Below are 23,401 nucleotides of genomic sequence, written 5' to 3' on the forward strand. Positions count from 1 at the left end.
CATTACAAAACGTATGTTTCGCAATGGGTTTTATTTTTTCTAAGAAATACTATTCTTACTTCTGATCTACGTAATTCATGATCTCCATAATTTCTGCTTGGGTACTTAGACCTTTGTCATGTAAATACCACAATTGCAAGTCCGATTTTGCCGTTTCATCAACGACTCCAAATTCCTTTTTATAATCACTGATTAATTTTACGGCACCTGCAGGACGCGGACCCCAATGATTTTCGACCAATGATGTTTCCTTATTTATTACAATTAACTTCGGAATTGCTTTTCCGTTATTAGTCAAAAAATAATTCATTAACTCTGGATTTTCATCTCTTAAAACGATTCGTAAATCTATTTTTTTAGAATCAATTTCAGCCATTTTATGCATAATTGGCAACAATTGCGCTGCATCACCACACCATCCTTCAGAGATTACCAACCAAATATAATCGTGTTTTAAATCTTCGATTCCGCTTTTGACTTCGTCAGCGATCACAATTGTTTTCTCCAAACGACTCATTCTTTTTTCATTTAAAGTCGCATAGTTTCCTAAATCTTCCGATTGTTCATCACCTGTTACTTTACCTTCAGTCAATAAGTCGCTTACCAATTTTCTATATTCTTCGTACGAATGACTCGCAAACAAGGATTTAGCTACAGTACTATTCATAATAATTTTATTTTTTAATGTCTTACAAACTTAAATATACTAAAAAGAATTCAAAATGACTTTTATCACACAAAGCAATTCTAACAAGAATAATTAATTTTAGTAAAGATTATTTTAAAAAATTAGAATATGTCTATATTTGCACAAACAAACGCGACAAACAAATGAAATACAAAAGAATTCTTCTAAAATTAAGCGGTGAGGCCTTGATGGGTGATTTACAATATGGTATTGATCCTAAGAGATTGGGCGAATATGCAGATGAAATCAAAAAGATTCACGATAAAGGAGTGGAAATTGCGATTGTAATTGGTGGAGGAAATATTTTTAGAGGTGTTTCTGGCGTAAGTTCTGGAATGGACAGAGTGCAAGGTGATTATATGGGAATGTTAGCCACTGTTATTAATGGTATGGCATTGCAAGGTGCTCTTGAAAACAAAGGAATGTTAACTCGTTTGCAAACTGCACTTAAGATTGAAGCAATTGCTGAACCTTATATTAAAAGAAGAGCCGTTCGCCATTTGGAGAAAAACAGAATTGTAATTTTTGGTGCAGGAACGGGAAACCCGTACTTTACTACTGATACAGCTGCTGTTTTAAGAGGTATCGAAATTAATGCTGATGTGATTTTAAAAGGAACCAGAGTCGATGGTATTTACGATTGTGATCCAGAAAAAAATGCAAATGCCATTAAATACGAGACTATTTCTTTTCAAGATGTATTGCAAAAAGGACTAAACGTAATGGATAGTACTGCATTTACATTGAGTCAAGAAAACAAATTACCAATTGTCGTTTTTGATATGAATAAAACAGACAACTTAATAAAAATTTGCGAAGGCGAAAATATTGGAACTGTAGTTAATATATAAGTCTCCCAAAAGTTGGTGTTTGCAAAACTGAATACGGAGATTGAAACCAAAAACTAAAAAAATGAACGAAGAAATAAATTTTATATTAGAGAGTACCCAAGAATCTATGAGTGATTCGGTTGCGCATTTAGAGAAAGCTTTTTTAAATATTCGTGCAGGAAAAGCTTCTCCAGCCATGCTTGGAAGCGTTTTTGTTGATTATTATGGGTCTGCAACACCGTTGAGCCAAGTAGCAAAGATTAGCGTTCCTGACGCAAGAACGATAACGTTGCAGCCTTTTGAAAAAAATATGTTGCATACAATCGAAAAAGCGATCATGATTGCCAATTTGGGCTTTAACCCAATGAACAATGGTGATGTAGTTATTATAAGTGTACCGCCATTGACAGAGGAACGTCGTAGAGATTTAGCTAAACAAGCTAAAGTTGAAGCGGAAGATGCAAAAATTAGCATTCGCAATGCTCGTAAAGATGCCAACTCTGATATTAAAAAATTAGAAAAAGACGGAACTTCAGAAGATGCATGCAAAGGCGCAGAAGAAGAAGTACAAACGCTAACCAACTCTTTTATTAAAAAAATTGACGAAGTTTTAGTTCTTAAAGAAGCAGAAATAATGAAAGTGTAATTCACTTTTAATTCATATCCATCCGTCTTGTTGTTTTTTTATGCAAGACGGATTTTTTTATTGCTACTTTTGTACTACCCAATCTGGCTTGCCGCAAATTATTACACCGCTTCTCGTCATGAAATTATATTTGTTTTTACTGCTTCTTTTATCGCTTGGCACTCAAGCGCAAATGCAAGTAAACGGAATTGTAACCAACAAAAAACAGCAACCACTACCTTTTGCGACCATTAGCACTGATAATAATCTAACGACAATTACTGACGTCGATGGTAAATTTAGTATTGCTTCTAATGCTTTGGTCAATTCCTTGTCGGTGACTTATATTGGTTACGAATTAAAAACGATTCCCGTTCGAGGCGATAAGATTTTTTACACCATTATTTTAAAGCAAGAAACGGCATCACTAAAAACAGTTGTGGTATCGAATGAAAATCCTGCTTTAAACATTATTCGCAAGACTATTGCGGCGAAGCGCAACACCAATCCGCAAAACAGATGGACGACTTTTAAATATAAAAACTACAACAAACTTATTGTTACTGCTAATCCAGATTCTATCAGAGGCTATATTGACACAACTATCACGCACCGAAATACGAGCAGACAACGAATTGAGATTGACTCTGCTAATTATAAATTCAAAGAATTAATTAGCAAGCAACATTTATTTCAAACTGAAAAAGTTTCGCAGTTTGACTTTTCCAACAACAAACTAAAACAAACCGTATTAGGAATTAAAATGGCTGGTTTTAAGCAACCTATATACGAGATAATGGGCTTTAATTTACAGTCGTTATCGATTTATGATACTAAGTACGAACTGTTCGAAACCAAATACAACAGTCCGATTTCAGTAGATGCTTTGCACGATTACAACTATAAAATACTGGACACCATAAAAATTAAAGGCAGACCAACTTTTATGGTTTATTTTAAAAATAAAAAGAAAAGTCGTGCTAATGGTTTAGAAGGTGCACTTTATATTGATACCGAAAACTACGGAATAGCACAAGCTTTAATGCGAATTAGAGGGGTTTTAGACATCAGCGGTAGACATGAATTTGAATACCTCGAAAATGAGAAAATTTGGTTTCCGCAAAGCACTACCTTTAAAATTGTAAAAGGCAAGAATGACGACGATATTAAAATACTAGGCGGAACGATTCAATTTGAAGGAGATACCGAAAAAGATTTTAAAACTCGCAAAAAACAAGCCACCGATTTTACGTATGTTCTTTCGCAAAGCAACACATTCGATCTAGAATACAATGTGCCTATTAGGATCCAGAGGCCGGCTATTGCAATGGAACTAACCGAAGCAGCCATTACGAGAGAAGAATCCTTTTGGAAAAAATACCGCAAAGACAGTTTGGATATTCGAAGTCAAAAAAGCTATGTTTTGCTGGATAGTATTTCAATTGCCAAACGAATTGAAAGTCGTTTAAAATTTGGGCGAAAAGTAATTGATGGTTATTTACCTCTCGGAATATTTGATTTTGATTTGCGAAAATTAATCAGTTACAATAATTATGAAGGTTTTCGTTTTGGAATAGGAGGAGTTACCAACGATCATCTGTCTAAAAATTTCCGGATCGAGGGCTACAGCGCTTATGGAACCAAAGATGGTGTTTTTAAATACAATATAGGAAGCGGTTTTAGGGTTGGGAAATTAACCAATTCGTGGCTCAATGCATCCTACACCGATGATGTTCGAGAAATTGCAAGTACGGTTTATGCTGTTGACAAACGTGTTTTTAAACTATATGATCCACGACCGATCAACATTAGTACTTTTTACCATTATGTGAGCTACAAAGCAAATTTTCAGACCAGAATAATTCCGAAAACCGAAGCTTTGTTAGAGTTTTCTCGATCGTATATTGAACCAAAGTTTGATTACTTATATAATTTAAACGGCCAATTATACTCTGATTATGTCATGACGACCGCCATGCTTTCTATTGCCTGGAATCCCTTTAGTGAATACATGCAAACACCAACGGGAAGAATGGAATCTGAAAAAAGATATCCTAAATTTACCTTGCAATACACGCAAGCCTTACCTAATGTTTTACAAAATGATTTTCTTTTTGGTAAAATCGATTTTAAAACTGAAGTCGAAAAAAAATACTTAAACGGACAAAAATCGAGTGCTTTACTGCAATTGGGTTATGCATACGGAAACGTTCCTCTTACCCATTTATACAATACGGGTCCGAATAATTTAACTAAAGAAACTATTTTTGAACGCATCACTTTTGCAGGTCGAAATAGTTTTGAAACCATGTATTTCAATGAATTTTTCTCTACAGAATACGCAATGCTGCAGCTAAAACATGGTTTTAATCGAATTACTTTATTAAGTGTATTAAAGCCTTCTTTAGTTTTAGTTACCCGAATGGCTTGGGGAGATCTTCAAAAACCAGAGCAACATGTTGGTCCAACTTATAAAACATTAAACAACGGTTTTTTTGAATCTGGCATTGAGTTAAACCAAATTTACAAAGGTTTTGGTTTGAGTGGTTTTTATCGATATGGCCCAAACGGCTTAGCTAAAATACAAGATAATATTGCAGTAAAACTCTCTTTCCGGCTAGATCTTGGTTTGTGATTTTAAGTAGTTGACACAAATTTTAGTCCGATTATCGAAGCTATTAACGTAGTTAAAAAGAAAATCCTCCAAAAGGTTGCTGGCTCCTTAAAAATAAATATTCCTACTAAAACAGTTCCAACCGCTCCAATTCCTGTCCAAACTGCGTAAGCTGTTCCAATTGGTAAGGTTTGCGTGGCTTTATACAACAAAACCATGCTTATCGTTAAGCAAACAAAAAATCCAATCATCCAGTAGGTTGCGATCATTCCGGTTGTTTCTTTCGCTTTTCCTAAACAAGAAGCAAAACCAACTTCAAACAATCCAGCAATTATAAGTAAAATCCAATTCATTTTTAAAGTTTAATAGTTACACCAAAAAGACGTTTCGCCACCAAATACTTTCGAAAGTAAAATGCTTCGGATAAAGAGACAAATCGCAGTTTCTGCTGTAAAAATAGAAATAAAAGTCTGATTTACGAATGGCAAATGATTCAGAAGTAAAATTATAAATAATATCTAACGCACTTATTATAAAAGAATCTGACTTTTCAATTTTGTAGAAATGCGAATTTATTCTCCCGATTCCACCGATCCAATCATAGATCTAGGATTTTTAAATTGCTATTAAACGATAAATCTGCTTTACAATTCATTTCGATTAATTAAAAAGTAGTGGAGCAAAATACAGTTTTGCGTACTATTTTCATACGCGTATTTTGGGAGTATTTTAAGACTTCCCAATTAAAAAAAAGAGCTTAATACTAAGCTTTTACCGCTGTTTTCTTTACCTTTGCACCCATTTTATGCATTATGAAAAAGAAATTAAAAGTTGGCTTTTGGGAATTTATAGCACGTATTGTTCTTAAAAATCGAATTGCGATCTTAAGTTTAATTATTTTACTGACTGTTTTTTTCGGATTGCAATGGAAAAACATACAGTTTTCATTTACCGAGGCTAACTTACTTCCAGACGACCACCCTATTAATAACGAATACAATACGTTTTTAAAAGAATTTGGTGAAGAAGGAAACTTAATTGTTGTTGGCGTAAAAGACGATGCTTTTTATACACCAAAAGCTTTCGAAGCGTGGGGCAAATTAATGGCGAGCATTAAAGCACAAAAAGAAGTTGACTTAATCGTTTCGATAAGCGACCTTCAAAAATTACAAAAAAACGATTCGCTACAAACTTTTGAACTGGTTCCTTTTGTCAATCAAAGCAAGACCAAAGACAAAACGTATTTAACTAGTTTAAAGAAAGATCTGTTCGAAAAAATGCCGTTTTACGAAGGATTGCTTTTTAATAAAAAAAGCGGAAGCATACGTTCAGCCATTTATTTAGATAAAAAGATTGTCAATACAGAGCGCCGAAAAGATTATATTTTAAATGATTTTATTCCGAAAATTGAAGCTTTTGAGGAAGAAACCGGAATTGATTTGCGCGTTTCGGGTATGCCTTACATTCGAACATTAAATGCCAAGAGCATCACCGACGAAATTAGTTTATTTGTGGGCGCGTCTCTTTTGATTACTTCGCTAATTTTTTTCTTCTTTTTCCGTTCGTTTCGTGCTACTTTAATTTCAATGGTAATTGTAATTATCGGTGTAATGTGGACCTTCGGATTTTTAGGATTATTCCATTACGAAATCACCGTACTAACGGCTTTAGTTCCTTCTCTGGTCATTGTTATCGGAATACCCAATTGCATTTTTCTTACCAATAAGTATCAGCAAGAATACCAAGCGCACGGCAATAAAGCAAAAGCTTTACAACGCGTAATTACCAAAGTAGGAACCGCTACTTTAATGACCAACTTAACAACAGCAGCCGGCTTTGCTACTTTCATCATCACCAACAGCGTGTTGCTGAAAGAATTTGGTATTGTCGCATCGGTAAGTATTGTATCGTTGTTTTTCTTGTGTTTAATTACGATTCCAATTTATTACAGTTATCAGCCTATTCCTAAAGAACGTCATTTAGAACATTTGAGCCGAAACTATACTCGTGCTTTTATGGAATGGATTGAACATACCGTGCGTTACAAGCGCCGTTATGTGTATGGTGTTGCCATTCTTATTTTTGCAGTTGGTATTTTTGGTGCTTTACAAATTAAAACATCTGGAAGTTTGATTGAAGACATGCCGCAGAAAACGGGATTCTTTAATGACATTTTATTTTTCGAACAAGAATTTGACGGTATAATGCCACTTGAAATCACCATTGATACCGAAAGAAAAAAAGGAGCAATGAAACTTTCTAACTTAAAAAAAATGGATGAGCTTCAAAGTGCGATAGAAGAAATTCCAGAACTTTCTAAACCTATTTCTATTTTAAACTTGGTTAAATATTCTAAGCAAGCTTATTACAATGGCAATCCTGACTATTATGCTTTGCCAACAGCGCAAGAGCAATCGTTTATTTTAAGCTATGCCAAAAACACCAGTAAAAATGCCGACGAAAATGTAATGAAAAGTTACGTAGACAGTACGGGACAAATTGCACGCATGACAACTTTTATGAAAGATATTGGCACGGGAAATATGGCTAAAATCGAAGATAAATTACAAAGTAAAATTGACTCTATTTTTCCCGCTGATCACTATAAAGTAGTACTTACCGGTAAAGCTTTTGTGTTTGAAAAGGGAACAAAGTATTTGCTAAGTAATTTGGTAACATCATTACTATTTGCCGTTTTGCTAATTTCTTTACTGATGGTTTTTATGTTCCGTTCTTTAAAAATGGTGGTTGTTTCGTTAATTCCCAATTTGTTACCATTGATGATTACCGCTGGTTTGATGGGTTATTTCGGCATTCCATTAAAGCCTTCTACAATATTAGTTTTTAGTATTGCTTTTGGGCTTTCGGTCGATGATACAATTCACTTTTTGGCGCAATACCGTCAGGAATTAACTAAAAATAATTGGAAAATTAAACGTTCCGTATACGCTACTTTAAAAGAAGCCGGTGTGAGTATGTTTTACACATCCGTAGTTTTATTTGCTGGATTCTCGGTATTTATGTTATCCGATTTTGGAGGAACTGTTGCCTTAGGAGGATTGATCGCGATTACTTTAGGATTCGGAATGTTATCGAATTTGATCTTACTGCCGAGTTTAGTGTTAACATTGAATAAAAAATTGGCTAATCAACAAGAATTTACCAAGCCCACGATTGACGTTTTAGCCGATCTTTCGGAAACGGAAGACGAAAGAAACGAACGATAAGAGCACTAATTTGTCGCAGGCTACGTCTTAATAGTAGCAGCGTAATACTAGAAAAAAAATAAAAAATTAATATGGAAAACCAAGTAGTTGTACTACATAATTATTTAGAGAAATTAACTGATTTTGCCGTTTTTTACGCCCCCAAACTGGTAGGCGGAATTATTGTTCTTTTTGTTGGTTTATGGATTATCAAATTAATAACCAAAGGTGTTTCAAAATCATTGGAGAAATCAAATATTGATCATTCTCTTATTCCGTTTTTAAGAAGTTTAACCAACATTATTTTAAAAATTTTATTGGCCATTACGGTAATGGGAATGATTGGCATAGAGATGACTTCGTTTGTAGCAATTATCGGTGCTGGTGGTCTGGCCATTGGTTTGGCTTTGTCGGGAACGCTTCAAAATTTTGCTGGAGGAATAATTATTCTGATATTAAAACCATTTAAAATTGGTGATTATATCGAAGCTCAAAATTTTGCCGGAACCGTGAAGGAGATCAGCATTTTTTCGACACTGTTAAATACGCCAGATAAAAAGTTAGTTATTATTCCGAATGGACCTTTATCTACGGGAGCAATAATCAATTATTCCGCGGAAGATCTGCGAAGAGTCGATTGGAAATTCGGAATCGCATACGGTGATAATGTCGAAGATTTTAAGAGAGCTTTAAACACTTTTATCACAGAAGACGAACGTATTTTAAAAGACCCTGCAGTATTTATGGGCTTGTCTGAGCTGTCTGGAAGTTCGGTAAATTTTGTGGTTCGTGCCTGGGTTAATGGTCCCGATTATTGGGGCGTATTTTTTGATATGAATGAAAAAGTATACACTCGATTTGCAGATCATAACTTAACTCCTCCTTTTCCACAAATGGGCGTGCACGTTCATGCGGTACAGGGATCAAATTAAGAATTTTAGTTTTACAAATTATAAAAAAATCCTGCTCTTTAAAGTGCGGGATTTTTTGCTTTTACATTGTTTTTGAGTAATGGAATTAAGTTCTTTAGCTAGTAACTTCGTACAAATAATGAGAAGAATTTTGTATTTGACAATGACTCTTTAATCTTATAAAAGCACTAAAGCCGTAGCCCCGGTAGTAGCGGCATCCTTTTGGGGCATGGTTTGCCCCAAAAGATATAGCGGATGACGGGAAATAGCTCCTAATAAAACAGTGTCGACCTACAAAAAACGGGCAATTACAAAGAAAAGATTTATATTTGCAGAGATTGGACGACTATTTTTAAATCAATTTTACAATTAAAATGAAACACACAAAAGTTAAGGATTTGCTGACTAGCAAGACGACACTTCAAGAAGTGAATGCAAAGGGATGGGTAAGAACTTTTAGAAACAATCAATTTATCGCGCTAAATGATGGGTCGACCATTAATAATATACAATGTGTTGTAGATTTTGAAAATACGGCCGAAGAAACATTAAAAAGAATTACTACTGGCGCTGCGATTTCGGTAACAGGAACTTTGATTGAAAGCAAGGGTGCTGGTCAGAAATACGAAATTCAAGTTTCTAAATTAGAAATCTTGGGAGATTCGGATGCAGAGAAATTTCCGATGCAGCCTAAAAAACACTCGTTAGAATTTCTACGTGAAAACGCGCATTTACGTGTGCGTACCAACGCTTTTGGCGCTATTATGCGTGTGCGTTCCGTATTGTCTTTTGCAGTTCACAGCTATTTTCAAGAAAAAGGTTTTGTATATGTAAACACGCCAATTATTACAGGTTCTGACGCAGAAGGCGCGGGAGAAATGTTTAAAGTGACTGCCTTACCCTTTGAAAATACCCCTAGAACAGAGGACGGTAAAATAAACTACAAAGAAGACTTTTTTGGAAAAGAAACCAATTTGACGGTTTCTGGACAACTAGAAGGAGAGACTTTTGCAATGGCTTTGGGTCAGATTTATACTTTTGGACCAACTTTTAGAGCTGAGAACTCGAATACCTCTCGCCATTTGGCTGAGTTTTGGATGATCGAGCCAGAAGTTGCATTTAATGATTTGGACGACAATATGGATTTGGCGGAAGATTTTATTCAATATGTAATAAAATACACGTTGGATAAATGTTCTGAAGATTTAAAATTCTTGGAAGGTCGCTTGTTGGAAGAAGAAAAATCGAAACCACAGGCAGAAAGAAGCGAAATGGCTTTGTTGGAAAAACTGAACTTTGTTTTAGAAAATAACTTTAAACGTGTATCTTATACCGAAGCAATTGATATTTTAAGAAATTCGACGCCAAATAAAAAGAAAAAATTTAGTTACATCATTGAAGAATGGGGAGCTGATTTACAATCGGAACACGAGCGTTACTTGGTTGAAAAGCACTTTAAGTGTCCGGTAATTTTGTATGACTATCCTGCCAACATCAAAGCATTTTATATGCGATTGAACGATAATACGGAGCCTGGAAAAGAAACTGTTCGCGCCATGGACATCCTTTTTCCTGGAATTGGAGAAATCGTTGGTGGTTCTCAAAGAGAAGAACGTTACGACGTTTTGGTAGAGAAAATGAGAGCTATAGGAATTGACGAAGAAGAATTATGGTGGTACTTGGATACGCGCCGTTTTGGTTCAGCAGTTCACTCTGGTTTCGGACTAGGTTTTGAACGTTTGGTATTGTTTGTAACCGGTATGACTAACATTCGCGATGTAATTCCGTTTCCAAGAACACCTGGAAGTGCTGAATTTTAAACAAAAATGAGTCGGTTAATCGATTAACGATTTAACAATAAAAAATTTAACGATTACAGAAAATAATGCTAAAGCAATTTTTAAATTTAAAATTATCACAGAAATTATCTCCACAGCAAATTCAGCTGATGAAGCTAATTCAATTGCCTACGCAAGCTTTTGAGCAACGTCTGCTGGAAGAAATGAATGAAAATCCAGCTTTAGAAGCAGGAAAAGAAGACGAATACGATGCTGAAGATGAATTTGCTAATGAAGAGTTTGATGATTACGATGAGTCGGAATCTGAACGAATCGAGGCGGAAGACATTAACATCGATGATTATTTGAGCGATGACGACACGCCCGATTATAAAACGCAAGTCAATAATTACAGCGAAGACGAAGATCGTGAGATGCCGTATGCAGCGCCAATTAGTTTTCATCAAGATTTAATCAATCAGTTGAATACTTTTATTCTGAACGACGAAGAACGAGAAATTGCTGAATTTTTAGTGGGCAGCATCGACGACATGGGTTACATAAGACGCAGTGTTCCTGACATTGTGGATGATATGGCATTTACCCAAGGTATTTATACCGATGAGAAAATGGTCGAACGCATGATGCAAGTTATACATGAACTAGAGCCTTCGGGTGTTGGTGCACGCGATTTGCAAGAATGTTTGTTGTTGCAATTGAAGCATAAAACACCTACGGAATCTGTTGATTTAGCGTACGACATTATCGAAAATCAGTTTGATGCTTTTACCAAAAAGCATTATGATAAATTGATGCAGAAATATAATATTTCGAATGATCAGCTTAAAAAAGCAGTGCACGAAATAGAGCGATTGAATCCAAAGCCAGGCGGATCATTTACAGGAAACAATAAAGTGACTGAAAATGTGGTTCCCGATTTTGCTATTCGTATTGTAGAAGGTGAATTGGAATTGTCTTTAAACGGTCGAAATGCACCGACTTTGCACGTTTCTAAAGATTATCAAGAAATGATGCAAACGTATAAAGTATCTAAAGATAAATCGGCCGATCAAAAAGATGCGGTGCAATTTATCAAACAAAAATTAGATTCGGCCAAATGGTTTATCGATGCCATTCGACAGCGCCAAGAAACACTTTTTGTAACGATGAATGCCATTATGCATTATCAAGAAGAATTTTTCTTAGAAGGCGACGAAACCAAACTGCGACCAATGATTCTGAAAGACATTGCCGATTTGGTTGGCTTGGACATCTCGACGATTTCTCGAGTGGCCAACAGCAAATACGTAGAAACTCCGTATGGAACTAAATTAATTAAAGAGTTTTTCTCTGAATCGATGAAAAATGATCAAGGAGAAGACGTTTCGACTTTAGAAATTAAAAAGATTTTGCAAAATACGATTGAGGAAGAGGACAAACAAAAACCGTTACCTGACGATCAATTGGCTGAAATTTTAAAAGAAAAAGGCTATCCAATTGCGCGAAGAACTATAGCCAAATACCGAGAACAACTTGATATTCCGGTAGCCAGAATGCGAAAGAAAATTTAAAACACATAAAAAAAGAGATAAACCAATTACCAGTTTATCTCTTTTTTGTTTAAAGTAAGTACTTCTATTTCTCTTTATTCTTTTTCATAGCATTAAAATAGGCGGCACGGCTCAACGGCTCGTATTCTTCGGTTTCGCCTAACATTACCAATTTATCACTGTCGGTTTTTCTAAAACTATAATTGGCTAAATTTCCGGTTCTCGTGCAAACAGCATGTACTTTGGTCACATATTCTGCCGTTGCCATTAAAGCAGGCATGGGTCCGAACGGATTTCCTTTAAAATCCATATCCAAACCCGCAACAATTACCCGAATGCCTTGATTGGCTAAATCGTTGCAAACAGTCACAATTTCATCATCAAAAAACTGTGCTTCGTCAATTCCGACCACGTCACAGCCTTGCGCTAGAATAGCAATATTGGCAGCGGCAGGTACGGGAGTAGAACGAAATTCATTAGAATCGTGAGACACTACCATCTCGTCATGATATCGGGTATCTATGGCTGGTTTAAAAATTTCGACACGTTGTTTGGCAAATTGAGCGCGCTTTAATCGTCGAATTAACTCTTCGGTTTTACCCGAAAACATTGAGCCACAAATGACTTCAATCCAACCAAACTGTTCTTTGTGATTTACTGTATTTTCGAGAAACATTTTGTATTTTTCTAGCTTTAAAAATGAATAGTTTTTATTACTTTGTACTGGTAATAATTGGAGCTAAAAATAGTCTGTTTTTAGGCTTTTTCAAAAGTAGAAAATTTTTATCAAATCGAAGATTCGCAAACACTTATTTCGAGAAATAAAAGTAAATCCGCAATCTTAATAGTACAATACATTCACAAAAAAACATTTTTTTAGCAAACTACGCTACTCACTATAATTTTATCTGATATGAAAAAGAAATTGGAAGCCGAATTAATCAGCATTGCACATCGTATTTTAAAGCTTACAAATAAATCCGACATCAACCAATTGTATTTGGAAACACAAAAATTATATGAAAAATTAGCTGTTTTAAAATTCGTCGATGACAATTTTGATGATGCAAAACCAACTATTGGCCGCGCAGCAATTGTCTCTCAAATCGAAGAGGCTTTTAAAAATGAAACCATAGCACTACAAGCTTCTACAATGGAAGCGCCACTGGCAGCTGAAACGATCATTTTAGAAGAAACAACAGCGTCAAATGATGCAGCTGTACTACAAACTTCTATTCACAATGAGCCAATTGTAGAGGATCAAATTGCAGAAGAACCATTAGCAGAAGAAATTAGCACTGAAGAAGCAATTGTTGCTGAAGTAATGGCTGAAGAAGTACATTATGAATCAACAATCGATGAAGAACTTATCGCTGAAGAACCTGAGGTTTTGGTTTCTGAAATATATCAAGAAGAAGAGGCTAAAACGGCTGCATCCGAATACAATGATGATGCGATTTCTTTATTGAATGATGAGGAAAAGAAGGCAATAGAAAGAGTTACTGAAACCAGTTTTAGCGATTTTACGCCTGCTTTTGAGTTAGATAATGAAGACGAAGAGGACGAAGAGATTGCGATCATTGAAGAACCGAAGAGAAACAAACCATCGGAAGCCGTTCAAATTTCTTTTGAAGATTTAATGGGTATTAATTATGTTGAAACTCAATTTGTAAAAGTAGATGATGTTTCTTTTGTATCTGCTCCAAAAATTACCGAATTTAAAGAAAAGAAAGAAGAGCAAGAAGTTGCTGTTTTAGAAAAAGCGGAACCGAAAGCAATGTCTTTAAACGATAGACTTTCCAAAGGAATTCATATTGATTTAAACGATCGTTTGGCTTTTACTAAGCATCTTTTTGGCAACAGTCCAGAAGATTACAATCGTGTTTTAAATCAATTAATCACTTTTGACACATTTGGCGAAACGAGACAATTTATAGAAGATATGGTTAAGCCAGACTACAACAATTGGGATGGCAAAGACGATTACGCCCATCGTTTTATGGAAATTCTAGAAAAGAAATTTCTGTAAATTTTAAATAAAAAACTTATTATCGACTGCGTTTTAAAACGCATTACTTTAAAATAAACTTTAGCTGCTAATTTTATGTCCAAATTATATATCGTTCCGACACCCATTGGCAACCTCGAAGACATGACTTTTCGTGCCATTCGGATTTTGAAAGAAGCCGATTTAATTTTGGCAGAAGACACCCGAACGAGCGGAAAATTATTAAAACATTTTGAGATTGGTACACACATGTACAGTCATCACATGCACAACGAACACAAAACCACCGAGAATTTAATCTCCCGTTTGCAAGGTGGCGAAACCATTGCTTTGATTTCAGATGCGGGAACTCCTGCAATTTCAGATCCTGGTTTTTTATTGACGCGCGCCTGCATCGAAAATAAAATTGAAGTGGAATGTTTGCCTGGCGCAACAGCTTTTGTACCTGCTTTGGTCAATAGTGGTTTACCCAACGATAAATTTATTTTTGAAGGTTTCTTACCTGACAAAAAAGGCCGACAAACTCGTTTTTTGGCTTTAGCCGAAGAAACACGTACGATGATATTGTATGTTTCTCCGCATAAATTACTAAAAACATTGGTTGAATTTGTGACTTATTTTGGAGCAGAAAGACCCATTTGCGTGTGTCGCGAATTGTCAAAAATGCACGAAGAAAATGTTCGTGGAACGGTTGGTGAAGTATTAGCACATTTTGAAAAAATTGCACCAAGAGGAGAAATTGTGGTTGTGGTTGGTGGAAAACCAATTGTAAAAGAACCAAAAAGATCGAAATTCTCAAAAGACGAGAAAGAAGAAGAAGAAGCATGAGCGAAACAAAAATAACAATCATCGGTGCCGGTTTATCGGGTTTAATGAGTGCTTATTTGTTGCAAAAAAAAGGCTATGAAGTCACTATTTTAGAAGCTGACACTCGAAGTGGCGGTCGAATTGAAACCTTGACGGGAGCAACTGGAGCAACTATGGAAATGGGCGCTACGTGGTTCAGTAAACCACACCAGAATCTTATCGCGCTATTGGAGGAATTCAACATTCCTTATTTTAAGCAGCACACACAAGGCATCTCTCTATTCGAAACAATGTCTTTTGTCCCACCTCAAAAATTTGAAATTTCAGATGCCGAAGAGCCCTCTTACCGCATAGTTGGTGGCACGGCAAAATTGATTGAGAAATTGGTACAGGAAGTTGGCATTCAAAATATCATAACCAACTCGAAAGTAACTTCCATAAAAGAAATGGACGGCTATTTGGAAATTACCACTGCTGACGGAATTACCTCTAAAGCATCAAAAGTCATCAGTACTTTGCCTCCACATTTGTTAGTGCAAACTATTGGTTTCGAACCTCAACTGCCTGAATCAATTGAAAAACTAGCTAAGAAAACACATACTTGGATGGGAGAATCCATCAAATTTTCGGTTGAATATGCCACGCCTTTTTGGAGAACAAATAATTATTCGGGTACACTTTTTAGCCAAGCAAGTATTATTCAAGAAATGTACGATCACAGCACTTTTGACCACAATGGATATGCTTTAAAAGGATTTTTAAATGGTGGCACACATGCTTTGTCTCGCGAAGAGCGAAAAGAAAAAGTGATGTTGCAATTGACTAAATTATTTGGTACTGAAGCAAACAACTATGTCGATTATCATGAAAAAGTATGGCGTGACGAACCTTTAACATTTTTCCCTTACGAACAATTACTCATGGGTCATGAAAACAATGGCCATCCAAATTATAAAAATATATTTTTAAACGGTAAATTATTCATTTCTGGATCAGAAACTGCTTCTCAAAACCCAGGTTATATGGAAGGAGCAATCGTTGCAGCAAAAGAAATTGCCGCTCAATTTTTAAAAAAAATAAAATGAACTTAACTGCTTTTTTAGAAAAATTACATCAAACGCCCGAAGCAATTATCTTTTCAGAAACCATTGCAGTAATTGAGGACAATTATACCTTCGCTCCTACTGCTTTCGAAAATGGAACGCTGCACAATGCTGCTGGCGAAAACAATGGTTCTTGTAAATTGTTCGCCTTTGCCGAAATTCAAAATTTATCTGCAGCTGCAACTTTATCTTGCTTTGGCGCTTACTATTACGAAGAAGTATTGAAAGATCCAGAAGGAAGCAACCACCAAAACATTCGTAATTTTATGAAAACAGGCTGGGACGGAATTGCATTTTACGGAAGTGCGTTGGAAGCAAAATAGCAATATAACGCGTCTAATCTATTGATTTTCAATACATAAAATTAGATTGCTTAAAAATATTGGATTTCTTATATTGAAATAAAACATACATCCTTAATTAAATATCAGATGCGTTGGAGCTTAAAACCAAAACCTGCTGCAGATAAAATCAAACATTTAGCGGAAGCGTTAAATGTAGAAAGTTTTGTAGCGCAACTTTTGATTCAGCGTGGCATTGAAACTTTTGATGAAGCGCGCGATTTTTTTCGGCCTTCCTTGGCCCATTTGCACGATCCATATTTAATGAAAGATATGGATAAAGCAGTGGAACGTATCGAAATTGCCATTGCCAATAATGAGAATATATTGGTTTTTGGGGACTACGATGTCGATGGTACCACGGCCGTATCTTTGGTTTCTTCCTATTTAAAAATGCATTATCCCAATGTTGCGACCTACATTCCAGATCGCTATGCCGAAGGATATGGTATTTCGTTTATGGGAATTGATTTTGCCGACGATAATGGATTTTCTTTAATAATCGCTTTAGATTGTGGTATTAAATCAATTGAACATGTCGCCTACGCGAAAGCAAAAAATATCGACTTTATTATTTGTGACCACCACAGGCCTGGAGCAACATTGCCTGATGCTGTCGCGGTTTTAGACCCCAAGCGAAATGATTGTAGTTATCCTTATGACGAATTGTGTGGTTGTGGCGTGGGCTTCAAACTCATACAAGCTTTAGGTCAAAACAGAAATGAAAATATTGAAGATTTAGCGCCGTTTTTAGATTTAGTAGCGACTGCAATTGCCGCAGATATCGTTCCGATGACGGGCGAAAATCGAGTATTGGCCTACTTCGGCTTGCAGGTAATCAATTCAAATCCTCGTCCAGGTATAAAAGCTTTAATTCATCAAGTAAAAAAGAAAACACTCGAAATTACCGATGTTGTTTTTATCATTGCTCCTCGTATAAATGCCGCAGGACGCATAAAGCATGGCAATCATGCGGTTGAATTGTTAACCGAATTTGATTTTGAACAAGCACAACAATTTGCTTCTGAAATTGAAAAATACAATGCCGACAGAAAAGATTTAGACAAACTGATAACCAAAGAAGCGTTAAGTCAAATAATTGATAATCAAGAGGAAGAACGATTTTCTACTGTCGTTTTTCAACACGATTGGCACAAAGGCGTTATCGGAATTGTGGCCTCTAGATTAATAGAAAATTATTACCGTCCGACCTTGGTCTTTACGCAAAGCGGAGACAAATATGCTGCTTCTGCCCGCTCGGTAAAAGGCTTTGACGTTTATAATGCACTTGAAGCTTGCTCGGAACATTTAGAACAATTTGGAGGGCACATGTATGCAGCCGGAATGACTTTAAACCCAGAAAAGTATTTAGATTTTAAAAATGCATTCGAAATAGAAGTAGAAAAAACGATACTCCCTGAAATGCTACAGCCCGAAATAGAAATCGATGCAGCAATTGATTTTAACGAAATCACGCCCAAATTAATTCGGATTTTAAAACAATTCGAACCTTTTGGCCCGCTTAATATGACGCCAATATTTATGACATCAGAAGTTGTCGATACGGGTTACGCAAAAACTTTAGGCGCAGCAGATGAACATTTGCGTTTGTTCGCCAAACAAGAAAACTCTAGTGGTGTGGCGGCAATTGGTTTTGGATTGGGTAAAAAATTTAATTTAGTAAGCCAACAAAAACAGTTTCAAATCGCTTACACCATAGGCGAAAATGAATGGAATGATAAAATTTCTATACAATTGATGTTAAAAGATATTAAAGCGCAATGAATCAGCCAACTATAAAAAAAGACCCGTACGCAGCACTTCGTTTCAAAGAATTTAATACCTTTTTATTGGTGCGTTTTGCTATGGTCTTTGCGTGGTCCATGCAATTTATTGTAATCGAATGGGAAGTATACAGTTTGACTAAAAACCCGCTTTCTTTAGGACTTATTGGTTTAATGGAAGTAATTCCCGCCGTCGGTATGGCATTGTTTGCTGGTCATATTGTAGATCAAAGGGAGAAAAAAGGATTGTTGCTGAAATGTATTTTGGGATTCTCTGTCATTAGTTTTGGCTTGTTCTTGTTGACGTGGCCTGTTGTGATTGAAGGTTATTCACAAAATACTGTTTTATATTCGATTTACTTTTTGGTTTTCCTTGGCGGGTTGGTTCGTGCGTTTTTAGGACCTACTATTTTTTCGCTATTGTCATTATTAGTTCCAAAAAAAGTATATCCAAACGCTGCAACTTGGAGCAGTTCTGTTTGGCAAATTGGTGCCGTTTTAGGACCTGCAATCGCTGGTTTTTCAATCAATTGGATTGGTGTACATTGGTCCATGTGCGCTGTTTTTGGATTTTCTATTCTAGCACTCCTAGCGTTAACCCAAATTACTACCAAACCAATTTTGAATCCTAAAATTGGGGAGCCCGTAATGGATAGTTTAAAAGAAGGACTCAAGTTTGTGTATCACAACAAAACAATTCTGGGCGTGATTAGCTTGGATATGTTCGCCGTTTTATTTGGTGGAGCTGTTGCTTTGCTGCCAATTTACGCCCAGGACATTTTGAAAGTTGGCCCTGAAGGTTTTGGAGTATTACGCGCCGCGCCTGCTGTTGGCTCTTTCTTAATGATTTTAACATCTGCTTATGTTCCTTTGTATAAAAAAGCCGGAATGAAACTCTTGGTCGCTATTTTTGTTTTCGGTCTGTGTATTATTGTCTTTGGCGTTTCGACTATTTTCTGGATCTCTGTCATAGCACTGTTTTTAAGTGGTGTCGCTGATGGCATTTCAGTGGTTATTCGTCAAACTATTTTACAACTAAAAACACCAGACCACATGCGCGGACGCGTTTCTTCTGTCAACTCGATGTTCGTTGGTTCATCTAATGAATTAGGTGCTTTTGAAAGCGGTTTAGCAGCAAAATTAATGGGAACCGTAACTTCTGTAGTTTTTGGAGGAACCATGACGCTACTCACCGTAGTTTTGACTGGATGGAAAACACCAATTCCGCAGTTGGATCTTCAAAAAGATATGGATGCTAATAATGATGACGCTTAAAAATATAAAAAAATGAATCCATTAAAATCAGTACAATGGCTAAATGAAAACAAGAACAATCCAAAATTGATTGTTTTGGAAGCCAGTTTAAAGTCGACCGCAAACGAAACAAATGCTATCATGAATCAGCACATTCCTAATGCAATGTTATTTGACATTTCGACTGTTTTTAGTGATACAAGCAATCCTTTACCTAATATGGTTCCTTCGGAAGCGCAATTTACTGCAGCAGCACGAAAATTAGGAATTGACTCGGACAGTATTATTGTGGTTTACGATACGATAGGTGTTTATTCGAGTCCAAGAGCTTGGTGGCTGTTTCTAACCATGAATCATGCAACTATTTTTGTGCTGGATGGCGGTTTACCCGAATGGATTGCCAACGGCTATGCAACTTCAGCAACATTAAAAATAACAAATCTACAAGGAGATTTTATTGCGAAATACCAGCCTGCTCTCATTTCCAATCGTTTTGATATTTTAGAAAACTTAGATACCCAAACTAAAACGGTCATTGACGCGAGAAGTCCGGATCGTTTTGCAGGGATTACACTAGATTCAAGAAAAGAAGCCCGTTCCGGACATATTCCGCACAGCAAAAATATATTTTTTGAAGCCGTTTTGAACGGCACAACACTAAAAAGCAAAGCTGAATTAGCATCTATTTTTGAAACTGTTGTCGCCGAAGACAAACCACTTATTTTCACCTGTGGCTCAGGAATTACCGCGTGTATCGATGCGTTGGCCGCAACAGTTGCTGGAATAGAAAATTTAAGTATTTACGACGGATCGTGGAGCGAATGGGGAATTTTGCCTGAAGTACCAGTTGAAACTAAACAGTAAAAAACAGAATCACTATTGAGAAACCATTATTAAATAGTTAAAAAACGACAGTTATTCTAAATTTAAATTGTTTTTGCTTAATTTATAGTAATTTCACATTCCCAAATTACAAGGTATGTCTTTTAAAATACAGATTAACGCTTTAAGAAGGCGTATTACTCGCAGTTTAACTAAAAATGTCGGTACAGCTAAGCTTAAAAATAACCGTAATGCCAATTCTAAGGTCGATTTTAAAAATGTATTAATTTCTCGACCGAATCACCGTTTGGGAAACCTATTGTTAATTTCGCCTTTGGTGCAAGAAATCAACGCAACTTTTCCCGATTGTAAAATAGACCTATTTGTGAAAGGTGGCTTAGCTCCTATTATTTTTAAAAATTACACATCGGTCGATAATTATATTAATTTACCTAAAAAGCCATTCAACGAAGTTTTAAAATACATCCAAGTTTGGATTAAAATTAAACAGAAAAAATACGACTTAGTAATTAATATCGATAAAAACTCTTCGTCGGGTCGTTTATCAACACAATATGCTAATGCAGATTATAAATTTTTTGGTGAGGACAACGAAGCAATAACTACAAGATATAAAGACCATGTTCACATGGCGAAATATCCAGTATATGAATTCAGATACTATCTAGAACAATTGGGGTTTCCGAATAAAGAAAAAGAAATACCTACAATTAATATGAAGTTGAGTGATCTGGAACTGAAACAATCAAAAATAATTTTGGATGAATTAGTACCAAATGACAAAAAAACGATTGCGATTTTTACTTTTGCTACTGGAGAGAAATGTTATTCGCCAGAATGGTGGAATCCTTTCTATGAAAAATTAAAAATTGCTTTTCCTGATTATCATATTGTCGAAGTACTTCCGGTTGAAAATGTTTCTCAAATTAACTTTAAAGGACCTTCGTTTTACAGTAAAGATGTTCGAGAAATCGCAGCTTTTATAGCTAATACCGAACTTTTTATAGGTGCAGATAGTGGAATAATGCACTTAGCATGTGCTTCGCAGATCCCTGTTTTAGGATTGTTCTCGGTAACAATTCCTGAAAAATACGAACCGTACGGCAATGGCAGTATTGCAATTGATACCAATACTACAACAGCAGAAGGAATAATAGAATTGGCTAAAGTGAGACTTCTTTCTTCCCTTTAAAACTTAACTTTTCTTTTAAAGTTTTAATTTAGAATTAATATAAATAATTATTACATTTGTTGAACAACTGTCGTAATTATGAAAGAAATAGAACAAGTTTATCACAATGAGTTTGGTATTTCCTTTTATTGGAAAAAAGAACAAGAGACTCTTTTGGAGAAAATACAATTGGTATTTAAAGAAACCGGCTTTTATTTGACTGTAAAGCAGCTCAAAGAGTTTTGTGAGTTTGTCCAGCTCAGTCAAGCTCAAAATGATTGTTGTGACGATTGTGTTTTAAAACAGGATTGCCATAAGTTCTTATTAAAAACGCCTTGTAACGAAATAGAATTAGCCGTATCAGTGGCAGAACTTCACTTAATTGAAGATTTAATAAGAGGAACCCTTTTCTCTATTCAAATTGATGAATTTATAAACGGTGTCGGAAGAAATTAATTTTCAAATTTTTTAATCTCTAATTTTTCTCCGTCAAAAATACCATAAGTGAAATATCCAATCCAATCGCCTAAGTTTACGTATTCGGCATTTTCTCCAACAGGAACGACCATTGGCAAGTGGCGATGACCAAAAATAAAGTAATTGTAGTGTTTTGTTTCTAATTTTCTTTTAGCATACAAAATTAACCACTCGTTTTCTTCTCCTAAAAACGTTACATCTTCATCTCCCGAAATTAACTTGTTTTTGACTGATAAATACTGGGCTAATCCTACGCCAATATCTGGATGCAACCAACTAAAAAGCCATTTTGAAAACGGATTGGTAAACACTTTTTTCATGCGTTTATAGCCTTTATCTCCAGGGCCTTTTCCGTCTCCGTGACCAATTAAAAATGTTTTACCATTAAAAGTAAATTCTTTGTTATCGTGATACACCGGAATATTTAATTCCGTTTCAAAATAATCATGCATCCATAAATCGTGATTTCCTACGAAAAAGTAAATCGGAATTCCGCTATCTCGAATTTCTGCTAATTTTCCTAAAACACGTACAAATCCTTTCGGAACTACTTTTTTATATTCGAACCAAAAATCGAATAAATCGCCCAGTAAAAAAATGGCTTCCGCATCTTGCTTTACTTCATCTAACCAAGCGACAAATTTCTTTTCACGTGGCAAACTAAGTTCAGCAGTCGGTGCACCAAAATGTTGATCGGAAGCAAAATATACTTTTTTATTGAAAGGTAACTGCATGAAAATGGATCAATTATAAGTTATCACTAGCGTACCATTCGGCAAAAGACGATTCGGTTTCTTGTAATCTTAAAGAGAATAATTTAATTTTTTCGGGTAATCTTTTTTTGATTCGCTCAGCAAAATCGACAACCATGTTTTCGCTTGTTGGTTGGTAATCAACTAAAATCACGTGATGATCTCTGGCAATTAACTCTTTAGCTAGCTCAATATGTGGTGTTGTTTCGTTAAAAACGGTAGCGTGATCAAATTGATCCACAATTTCTTCAGTAACAATTTTTTTAAGATCAGAAAAGTCAATTACCATTCCGAATTTAACATCAGACCGGTTTGTAATTGGCGATCCGATAACGGTAACCGATAACTTATAACTATGGCCGTGTACATTTTTACATTTTCCGTCGTAGCCATAAAGTGCATGTCCGGTTTCGAAACTAAATTGTTTGGTGATCCTAATATTACTCATCGAATTGTATTTTGAGTTTGCAAATTTACAAAATTAAAAACGGCTTTTAATCTCTTTTTTTATTGTAATAATACAAGAAGTACGCTACTCCGATTAAGAGTACAACAGGAATAAATGAGCCAATAACTACCCCTATTTGATAACTCTCGTCGGGTGCATTTTTAATTTTTTCGGAAACATCAAGATTTTGTATTAAAAGAAATAGAGACAT

The 23,401-nt window shown here is 35.6% G+C and carries 22 protein-coding genes; 16 read left to right on the forward strand and 6 right to left on the reverse strand.

Annotation, left to right across the window (positions count from 1 at the left end):
• Positions 1–55: 55 nt before the first annotated feature.
• A complete protein-coding gene (locus ACRASX_RS03680) occupies positions 56–667 on the reverse strand; it encodes a thioredoxin family protein (RefSeq protein WP_432222453.1) in 612 nt (203 codons plus the stop codon).
• A gap of 164 nt (positions 668–831) precedes the next feature.
• Between ACRASX_RS03680 and pyrH the strand changes: the two genes are divergently transcribed.
• The 3 genes from pyrH to ACRASX_RS03695 all read left to right on the forward strand — a co-directional run bounded on the left by pyrH (position 832) and on the right by ACRASX_RS03695 (position 4,778).
• Positions 832–1,539, forward strand: a complete 708-nt coding sequence (gene pyrH, locus ACRASX_RS03685; RefSeq protein ID WP_066311400.1) for a UMP kinase — start codon at positions 832–834, stop codon at positions 1,537–1,539.
• 61 nt (positions 1,540–1,600) lie between these two features.
• Positions 1,601–2,164 (forward strand): ribosome recycling factor, encoded by a 564-nt coding sequence (gene frr / locus ACRASX_RS03690; protein ID WP_066313408.1) that lies wholly within the window; start codon positions 1,601–1,603, stop codon positions 2,162–2,164.
• A 118-nt stretch (positions 2,165–2,282) separates the two neighbouring features.
• Positions 2,283–4,778: a DUF5686 family protein gene (locus tag ACRASX_RS03695; protein WP_432222454.1), complete on the forward strand. Its 2,496-nt coding sequence runs from the start codon at positions 2,283–2,285 to the stop codon at positions 4,776–4,778.
• A gap of 2 nt (positions 4,779–4,780) precedes the next feature.
• Here ACRASX_RS03695 and ACRASX_RS03700 read toward each other — a convergent pair whose 3' ends face one another.
• Complete coding sequence (locus tag ACRASX_RS03700) at positions 4,781–5,110, reverse strand: DMT family transporter (RefSeq protein WP_066311407.1); 330 nt, start codon at positions 5,108–5,110, stop codon at positions 4,781–4,783.
• A gap of 459 nt (positions 5,111–5,569) precedes the next feature.
• Here ACRASX_RS03700 and ACRASX_RS03705 point away from each other — a divergent pair, with 459 nt between their 5' ends.
• From ACRASX_RS03705 to rpoN, 4 genes are all read left to right on the forward strand, one after another.
• Positions 5,570–7,984 (forward strand): efflux RND transporter permease subunit, encoded by a 2,415-nt coding sequence (locus ACRASX_RS03705; RefSeq protein WP_432222455.1) that lies wholly within the window; start codon positions 5,570–5,572, stop codon positions 7,982–7,984.
• Positions 7,985–8,055: 71 nt separating this feature from the next.
• On the forward strand, positions 8,056–8,895 hold the full coding sequence (locus tag ACRASX_RS03710; RefSeq protein WP_432222456.1) for a mechanosensitive ion channel family protein: 840 nt from the start codon (positions 8,056–8,058) through the stop codon (positions 8,893–8,895).
• A gap of 353 nt (positions 8,896–9,248) precedes the next feature.
• Positions 9,249–10,694 (forward strand): asparagine--tRNA ligase, encoded by a 1,446-nt coding sequence (gene asnS / locus ACRASX_RS03715; protein ID WP_066311413.1) that lies wholly within the window; start codon positions 9,249–9,251, stop codon positions 10,692–10,694.
• A gap of 65 nt (positions 10,695–10,759) precedes the next feature.
• Positions 10,760–12,223, forward strand: coding sequence for an RNA polymerase factor sigma-54 (gene rpoN / locus ACRASX_RS03720; protein WP_066311415.1), 1,464 nt, complete (start codon positions 10,760–10,762; stop codon positions 12,221–12,223).
• 64 nt (positions 12,224–12,287) lie between these two features.
• Here the strand turns inward: rpoN and ACRASX_RS03725 are convergent, their stop codons facing one another.
• Positions 12,288–12,878 carry a thymidine kinase gene (locus ACRASX_RS03725; RefSeq protein WP_066311420.1) on the reverse strand — a complete coding sequence of 197 codons (591 nt, stop codon included), beginning with the start codon at positions 12,876–12,878 and terminating at the stop codon, positions 12,288–12,290.
• Between the two features lie 237 nt (positions 12,879–13,115).
• Between ACRASX_RS03725 and ACRASX_RS03730 the strand changes: the two genes are divergently transcribed.
• The 9 genes from ACRASX_RS03730 (at position 13,116) to ACRASX_RS03770 (ending at position 21,969) form a co-directional block, all read left to right on the forward strand.
• A complete protein-coding gene (locus ACRASX_RS03730) occupies positions 13,116–14,231 on the forward strand; it encodes a hypothetical protein (RefSeq protein ID WP_432222457.1) in 1,116 nt (371 codons plus the stop codon).
• Between the two features lie 75 nt (positions 14,232–14,306).
• The gene (rsmI, locus tag ACRASX_RS03735) at positions 14,307–15,038 is read left to right on the forward strand and encodes a 16S rRNA (cytidine(1402)-2'-O)-methyltransferase (RefSeq protein ID WP_432222458.1); all 732 of its coding nucleotides are present in this window, start codon (positions 14,307–14,309) and stop codon (positions 15,036–15,038) included.
• Positions 15,035–16,102 carry a flavin monoamine oxidase family protein gene (locus ACRASX_RS03740; RefSeq protein ID WP_432222459.1) on the forward strand — a complete coding sequence of 356 codons (1,068 nt, stop codon included), beginning with the start codon at positions 15,035–15,037 and terminating at the stop codon, positions 16,100–16,102. Before rsmI ends, ACRASX_RS03740 begins: the two co-directional genes overlap by 4 nt.
• Positions 16,099–16,443, forward strand: a complete 345-nt coding sequence (locus ACRASX_RS03745) for a HopJ type III effector protein (RefSeq protein ID WP_066311434.1) — start codon at positions 16,099–16,101, stop codon at positions 16,441–16,443. Before ACRASX_RS03740 ends, ACRASX_RS03745 begins: the two co-directional genes overlap by 4 nt.
• A 108-nt stretch (positions 16,444–16,551) precedes the next feature.
• Positions 16,552–18,246 carry a single-stranded-DNA-specific exonuclease RecJ gene (gene recJ / locus ACRASX_RS03750; protein ID WP_432222460.1) on the forward strand — a complete coding sequence of 565 codons (1,695 nt, stop codon included), beginning with the start codon at positions 16,552–16,554 and terminating at the stop codon, positions 18,244–18,246.
• Positions 18,243–19,520, forward strand: coding sequence for an MFS transporter (locus ACRASX_RS03755; RefSeq protein WP_432222461.1), 1,278 nt, complete (start codon positions 18,243–18,245; stop codon positions 19,518–19,520). Before recJ ends, ACRASX_RS03755 begins: the two co-directional genes overlap by 4 nt.
• Before the next feature lie 12 nt (positions 19,521–19,532).
• On the forward strand, positions 19,533–20,363 hold the full coding sequence (locus ACRASX_RS03760) for a sulfurtransferase (RefSeq protein ID WP_432222462.1): 831 nt from the start codon (positions 19,533–19,535) through the stop codon (positions 20,361–20,363).
• Positions 20,364–20,478: 115 nt separating this feature from the next.
• Positions 20,479–21,534 (forward strand): glycosyltransferase family 9 protein, encoded by a 1,056-nt coding sequence (locus ACRASX_RS03765; RefSeq protein ID WP_432222463.1) that lies wholly within the window; start codon positions 20,479–20,481, stop codon positions 21,532–21,534.
• A gap of 78 nt (positions 21,535–21,612) precedes the next feature.
• Entirely contained in the window at positions 21,613–21,969 is a 357-nt protein-coding gene (locus tag ACRASX_RS03770) for a hypothetical protein (RefSeq protein ID WP_066311444.1), read from the forward strand.
• Here ACRASX_RS03770 and ACRASX_RS03775 read toward each other — a convergent pair.
• Genes ACRASX_RS03775 through ACRASX_RS03785 form a run of 3 tightly spaced genes read right to left on the reverse strand, consistent with a single transcriptional unit; the run spans position 21,966 to position 23,401 of the window.
• Positions 21,966–22,724: a UDP-2,3-diacylglucosamine diphosphatase gene (locus tag ACRASX_RS03775; RefSeq protein WP_432222464.1), complete on the reverse strand. Its 759-nt coding sequence runs from the start codon at positions 22,722–22,724 to the stop codon at positions 21,966–21,968. The two genes, ACRASX_RS03770 and ACRASX_RS03775, sit on opposite strands and share 4 nt — an antisense overlap.
• A gap of 13 nt (positions 22,725–22,737) precedes the next feature.
• Complete coding sequence (locus ACRASX_RS03780) at positions 22,738–23,190, reverse strand: 6-pyruvoyl trahydropterin synthase family protein (RefSeq protein WP_066311456.1); 453 nt, start codon at positions 23,188–23,190, stop codon at positions 22,738–22,740.
• Between the two features lie 46 nt (positions 23,191–23,236).
• Entirely contained in the window at positions 23,237–23,401 is a 165-nt protein-coding gene (locus ACRASX_RS03785; RefSeq protein ID WP_197413405.1) for a hypothetical protein, read from the reverse strand.

The organism is Flavobacterium sp. TMP13 (assembly GCF_050847115.1).
In the GTDB taxonomy this organism is placed as follows: domain Bacteria; phylum Bacteroidota; class Bacteroidia; order Flavobacteriales; family Flavobacteriaceae; genus Flavobacterium.

Bases quoted from the DNA above. Each gene is read 5' to 3' on its own strand.
- ACRASX_RS03700 (WP_066311407.1), bottom strand. From the start codon at position 5,110: ATGAATTGGATTTTACTTATAATTGCTGGATTGTTTGAAGTTGGTTTT.
- ACRASX_RS03765 (WP_432222463.1), top strand. From the start codon at position 20,479: ATGTCTTTTAAAATACAGATTAACGCTTTAAGAAGGCGTATTACTCGC.
- ACRASX_RS03745 (WP_066311434.1), top strand. From the start codon at position 16,099: ATGAACTTAACTGCTTTTTTAGAAAAATTACATCAAACGCCCGAAGCA.
- rpoN (WP_066311415.1), top strand. From the start codon at position 10,760: ATGCTAAAGCAATTTTTAAATTTAAAATTATCACAGAAATTATCTCCA.
- ACRASX_RS03760 (WP_432222462.1), top strand. From the start codon at position 19,533: ATGAATCCATTAAAATCAGTACAATGGCTAAATGAAAACAAGAACAAT.
- ACRASX_RS03695 (WP_432222454.1), top strand. From the start codon at position 2,283: ATGAAATTATATTTGTTTTTACTGCTTCTTTTATCGCTTGGCACTCAA.
- recJ (WP_432222460.1), top strand. From the start codon at position 16,552: ATGCGTTGGAGCTTAAAACCAAAACCTGCTGCAGATAAAATCAAACAT.
- ACRASX_RS03705 (WP_432222455.1), top strand. From the start codon at position 5,570: ATGAAAAAGAAATTAAAAGTTGGCTTTTGGGAATTTATAGCACGTATT.
- ACRASX_RS03755 (WP_432222461.1), top strand. From the start codon at position 18,243: ATGAATCAGCCAACTATAAAAAAAGACCCGTACGCAGCACTTCGTTTC.
- frr (WP_066313408.1), top strand. From the start codon at position 1,601: ATGAACGAAGAAATAAATTTTATATTAGAGAGTACCCAAGAATCTATG.
- ACRASX_RS03740 (WP_432222459.1), top strand. From the start codon at position 15,035: ATGAGCGAAACAAAAATAACAATCATCGGTGCCGGTTTATCGGGTTTA.
- pyrH (WP_066311400.1), top strand. From the start codon at position 832: ATGAAATACAAAAGAATTCTTCTAAAATTAAGCGGTGAGGCCTTGATG.
- ACRASX_RS03780 (WP_066311456.1), bottom strand. From the start codon at position 23,190: ATGAGTAATATTAGGATCACCAAACAATTTAGTTTCGAAACCGGACAT.
- ACRASX_RS03775 (WP_432222464.1), bottom strand. From the start codon at position 22,724: ATGCAGTTACCTTTCAATAAAAAAGTATATTTTGCTTCCGATCAACAT.
- ACRASX_RS03770 (WP_066311444.1), top strand. From the start codon at position 21,613: ATGAAAGAAATAGAACAAGTTTATCACAATGAGTTTGGTATTTCCTTT.
- ACRASX_RS03680 (WP_432222453.1), bottom strand. From the start codon at position 667: ATGAATAGTACTGTAGCTAAATCCTTGTTTGCGAGTCATTCGTACGAA.
- ACRASX_RS03710 (WP_432222456.1), top strand. From the start codon at position 8,056: ATGGAAAACCAAGTAGTTGTACTACATAATTATTTAGAGAAATTAACT.
- ACRASX_RS03725 (WP_066311420.1), bottom strand. From the start codon at position 12,878: ATGTTTCTCGAAAATACAGTAAATCACAAAGAACAGTTTGGTTGGATT.
- rsmI (WP_432222458.1), top strand. From the start codon at position 14,307: ATGTCCAAATTATATATCGTTCCGACACCCATTGGCAACCTCGAAGAC.
- asnS (WP_066311413.1), top strand. From the start codon at position 9,249: ATGAAACACACAAAAGTTAAGGATTTGCTGACTAGCAAGACGACACTT.
- ACRASX_RS03730 (WP_432222457.1), top strand. From the start codon at position 13,116: ATGAAAAAGAAATTGGAAGCCGAATTAATCAGCATTGCACATCGTATT.
- ACRASX_RS03785 (WP_197413405.1), bottom strand. From the start codon at position 23,401: ATGTCTCTATTTCTTTTAATACAAAATCTTGATGTTTCCGAAAAAATT.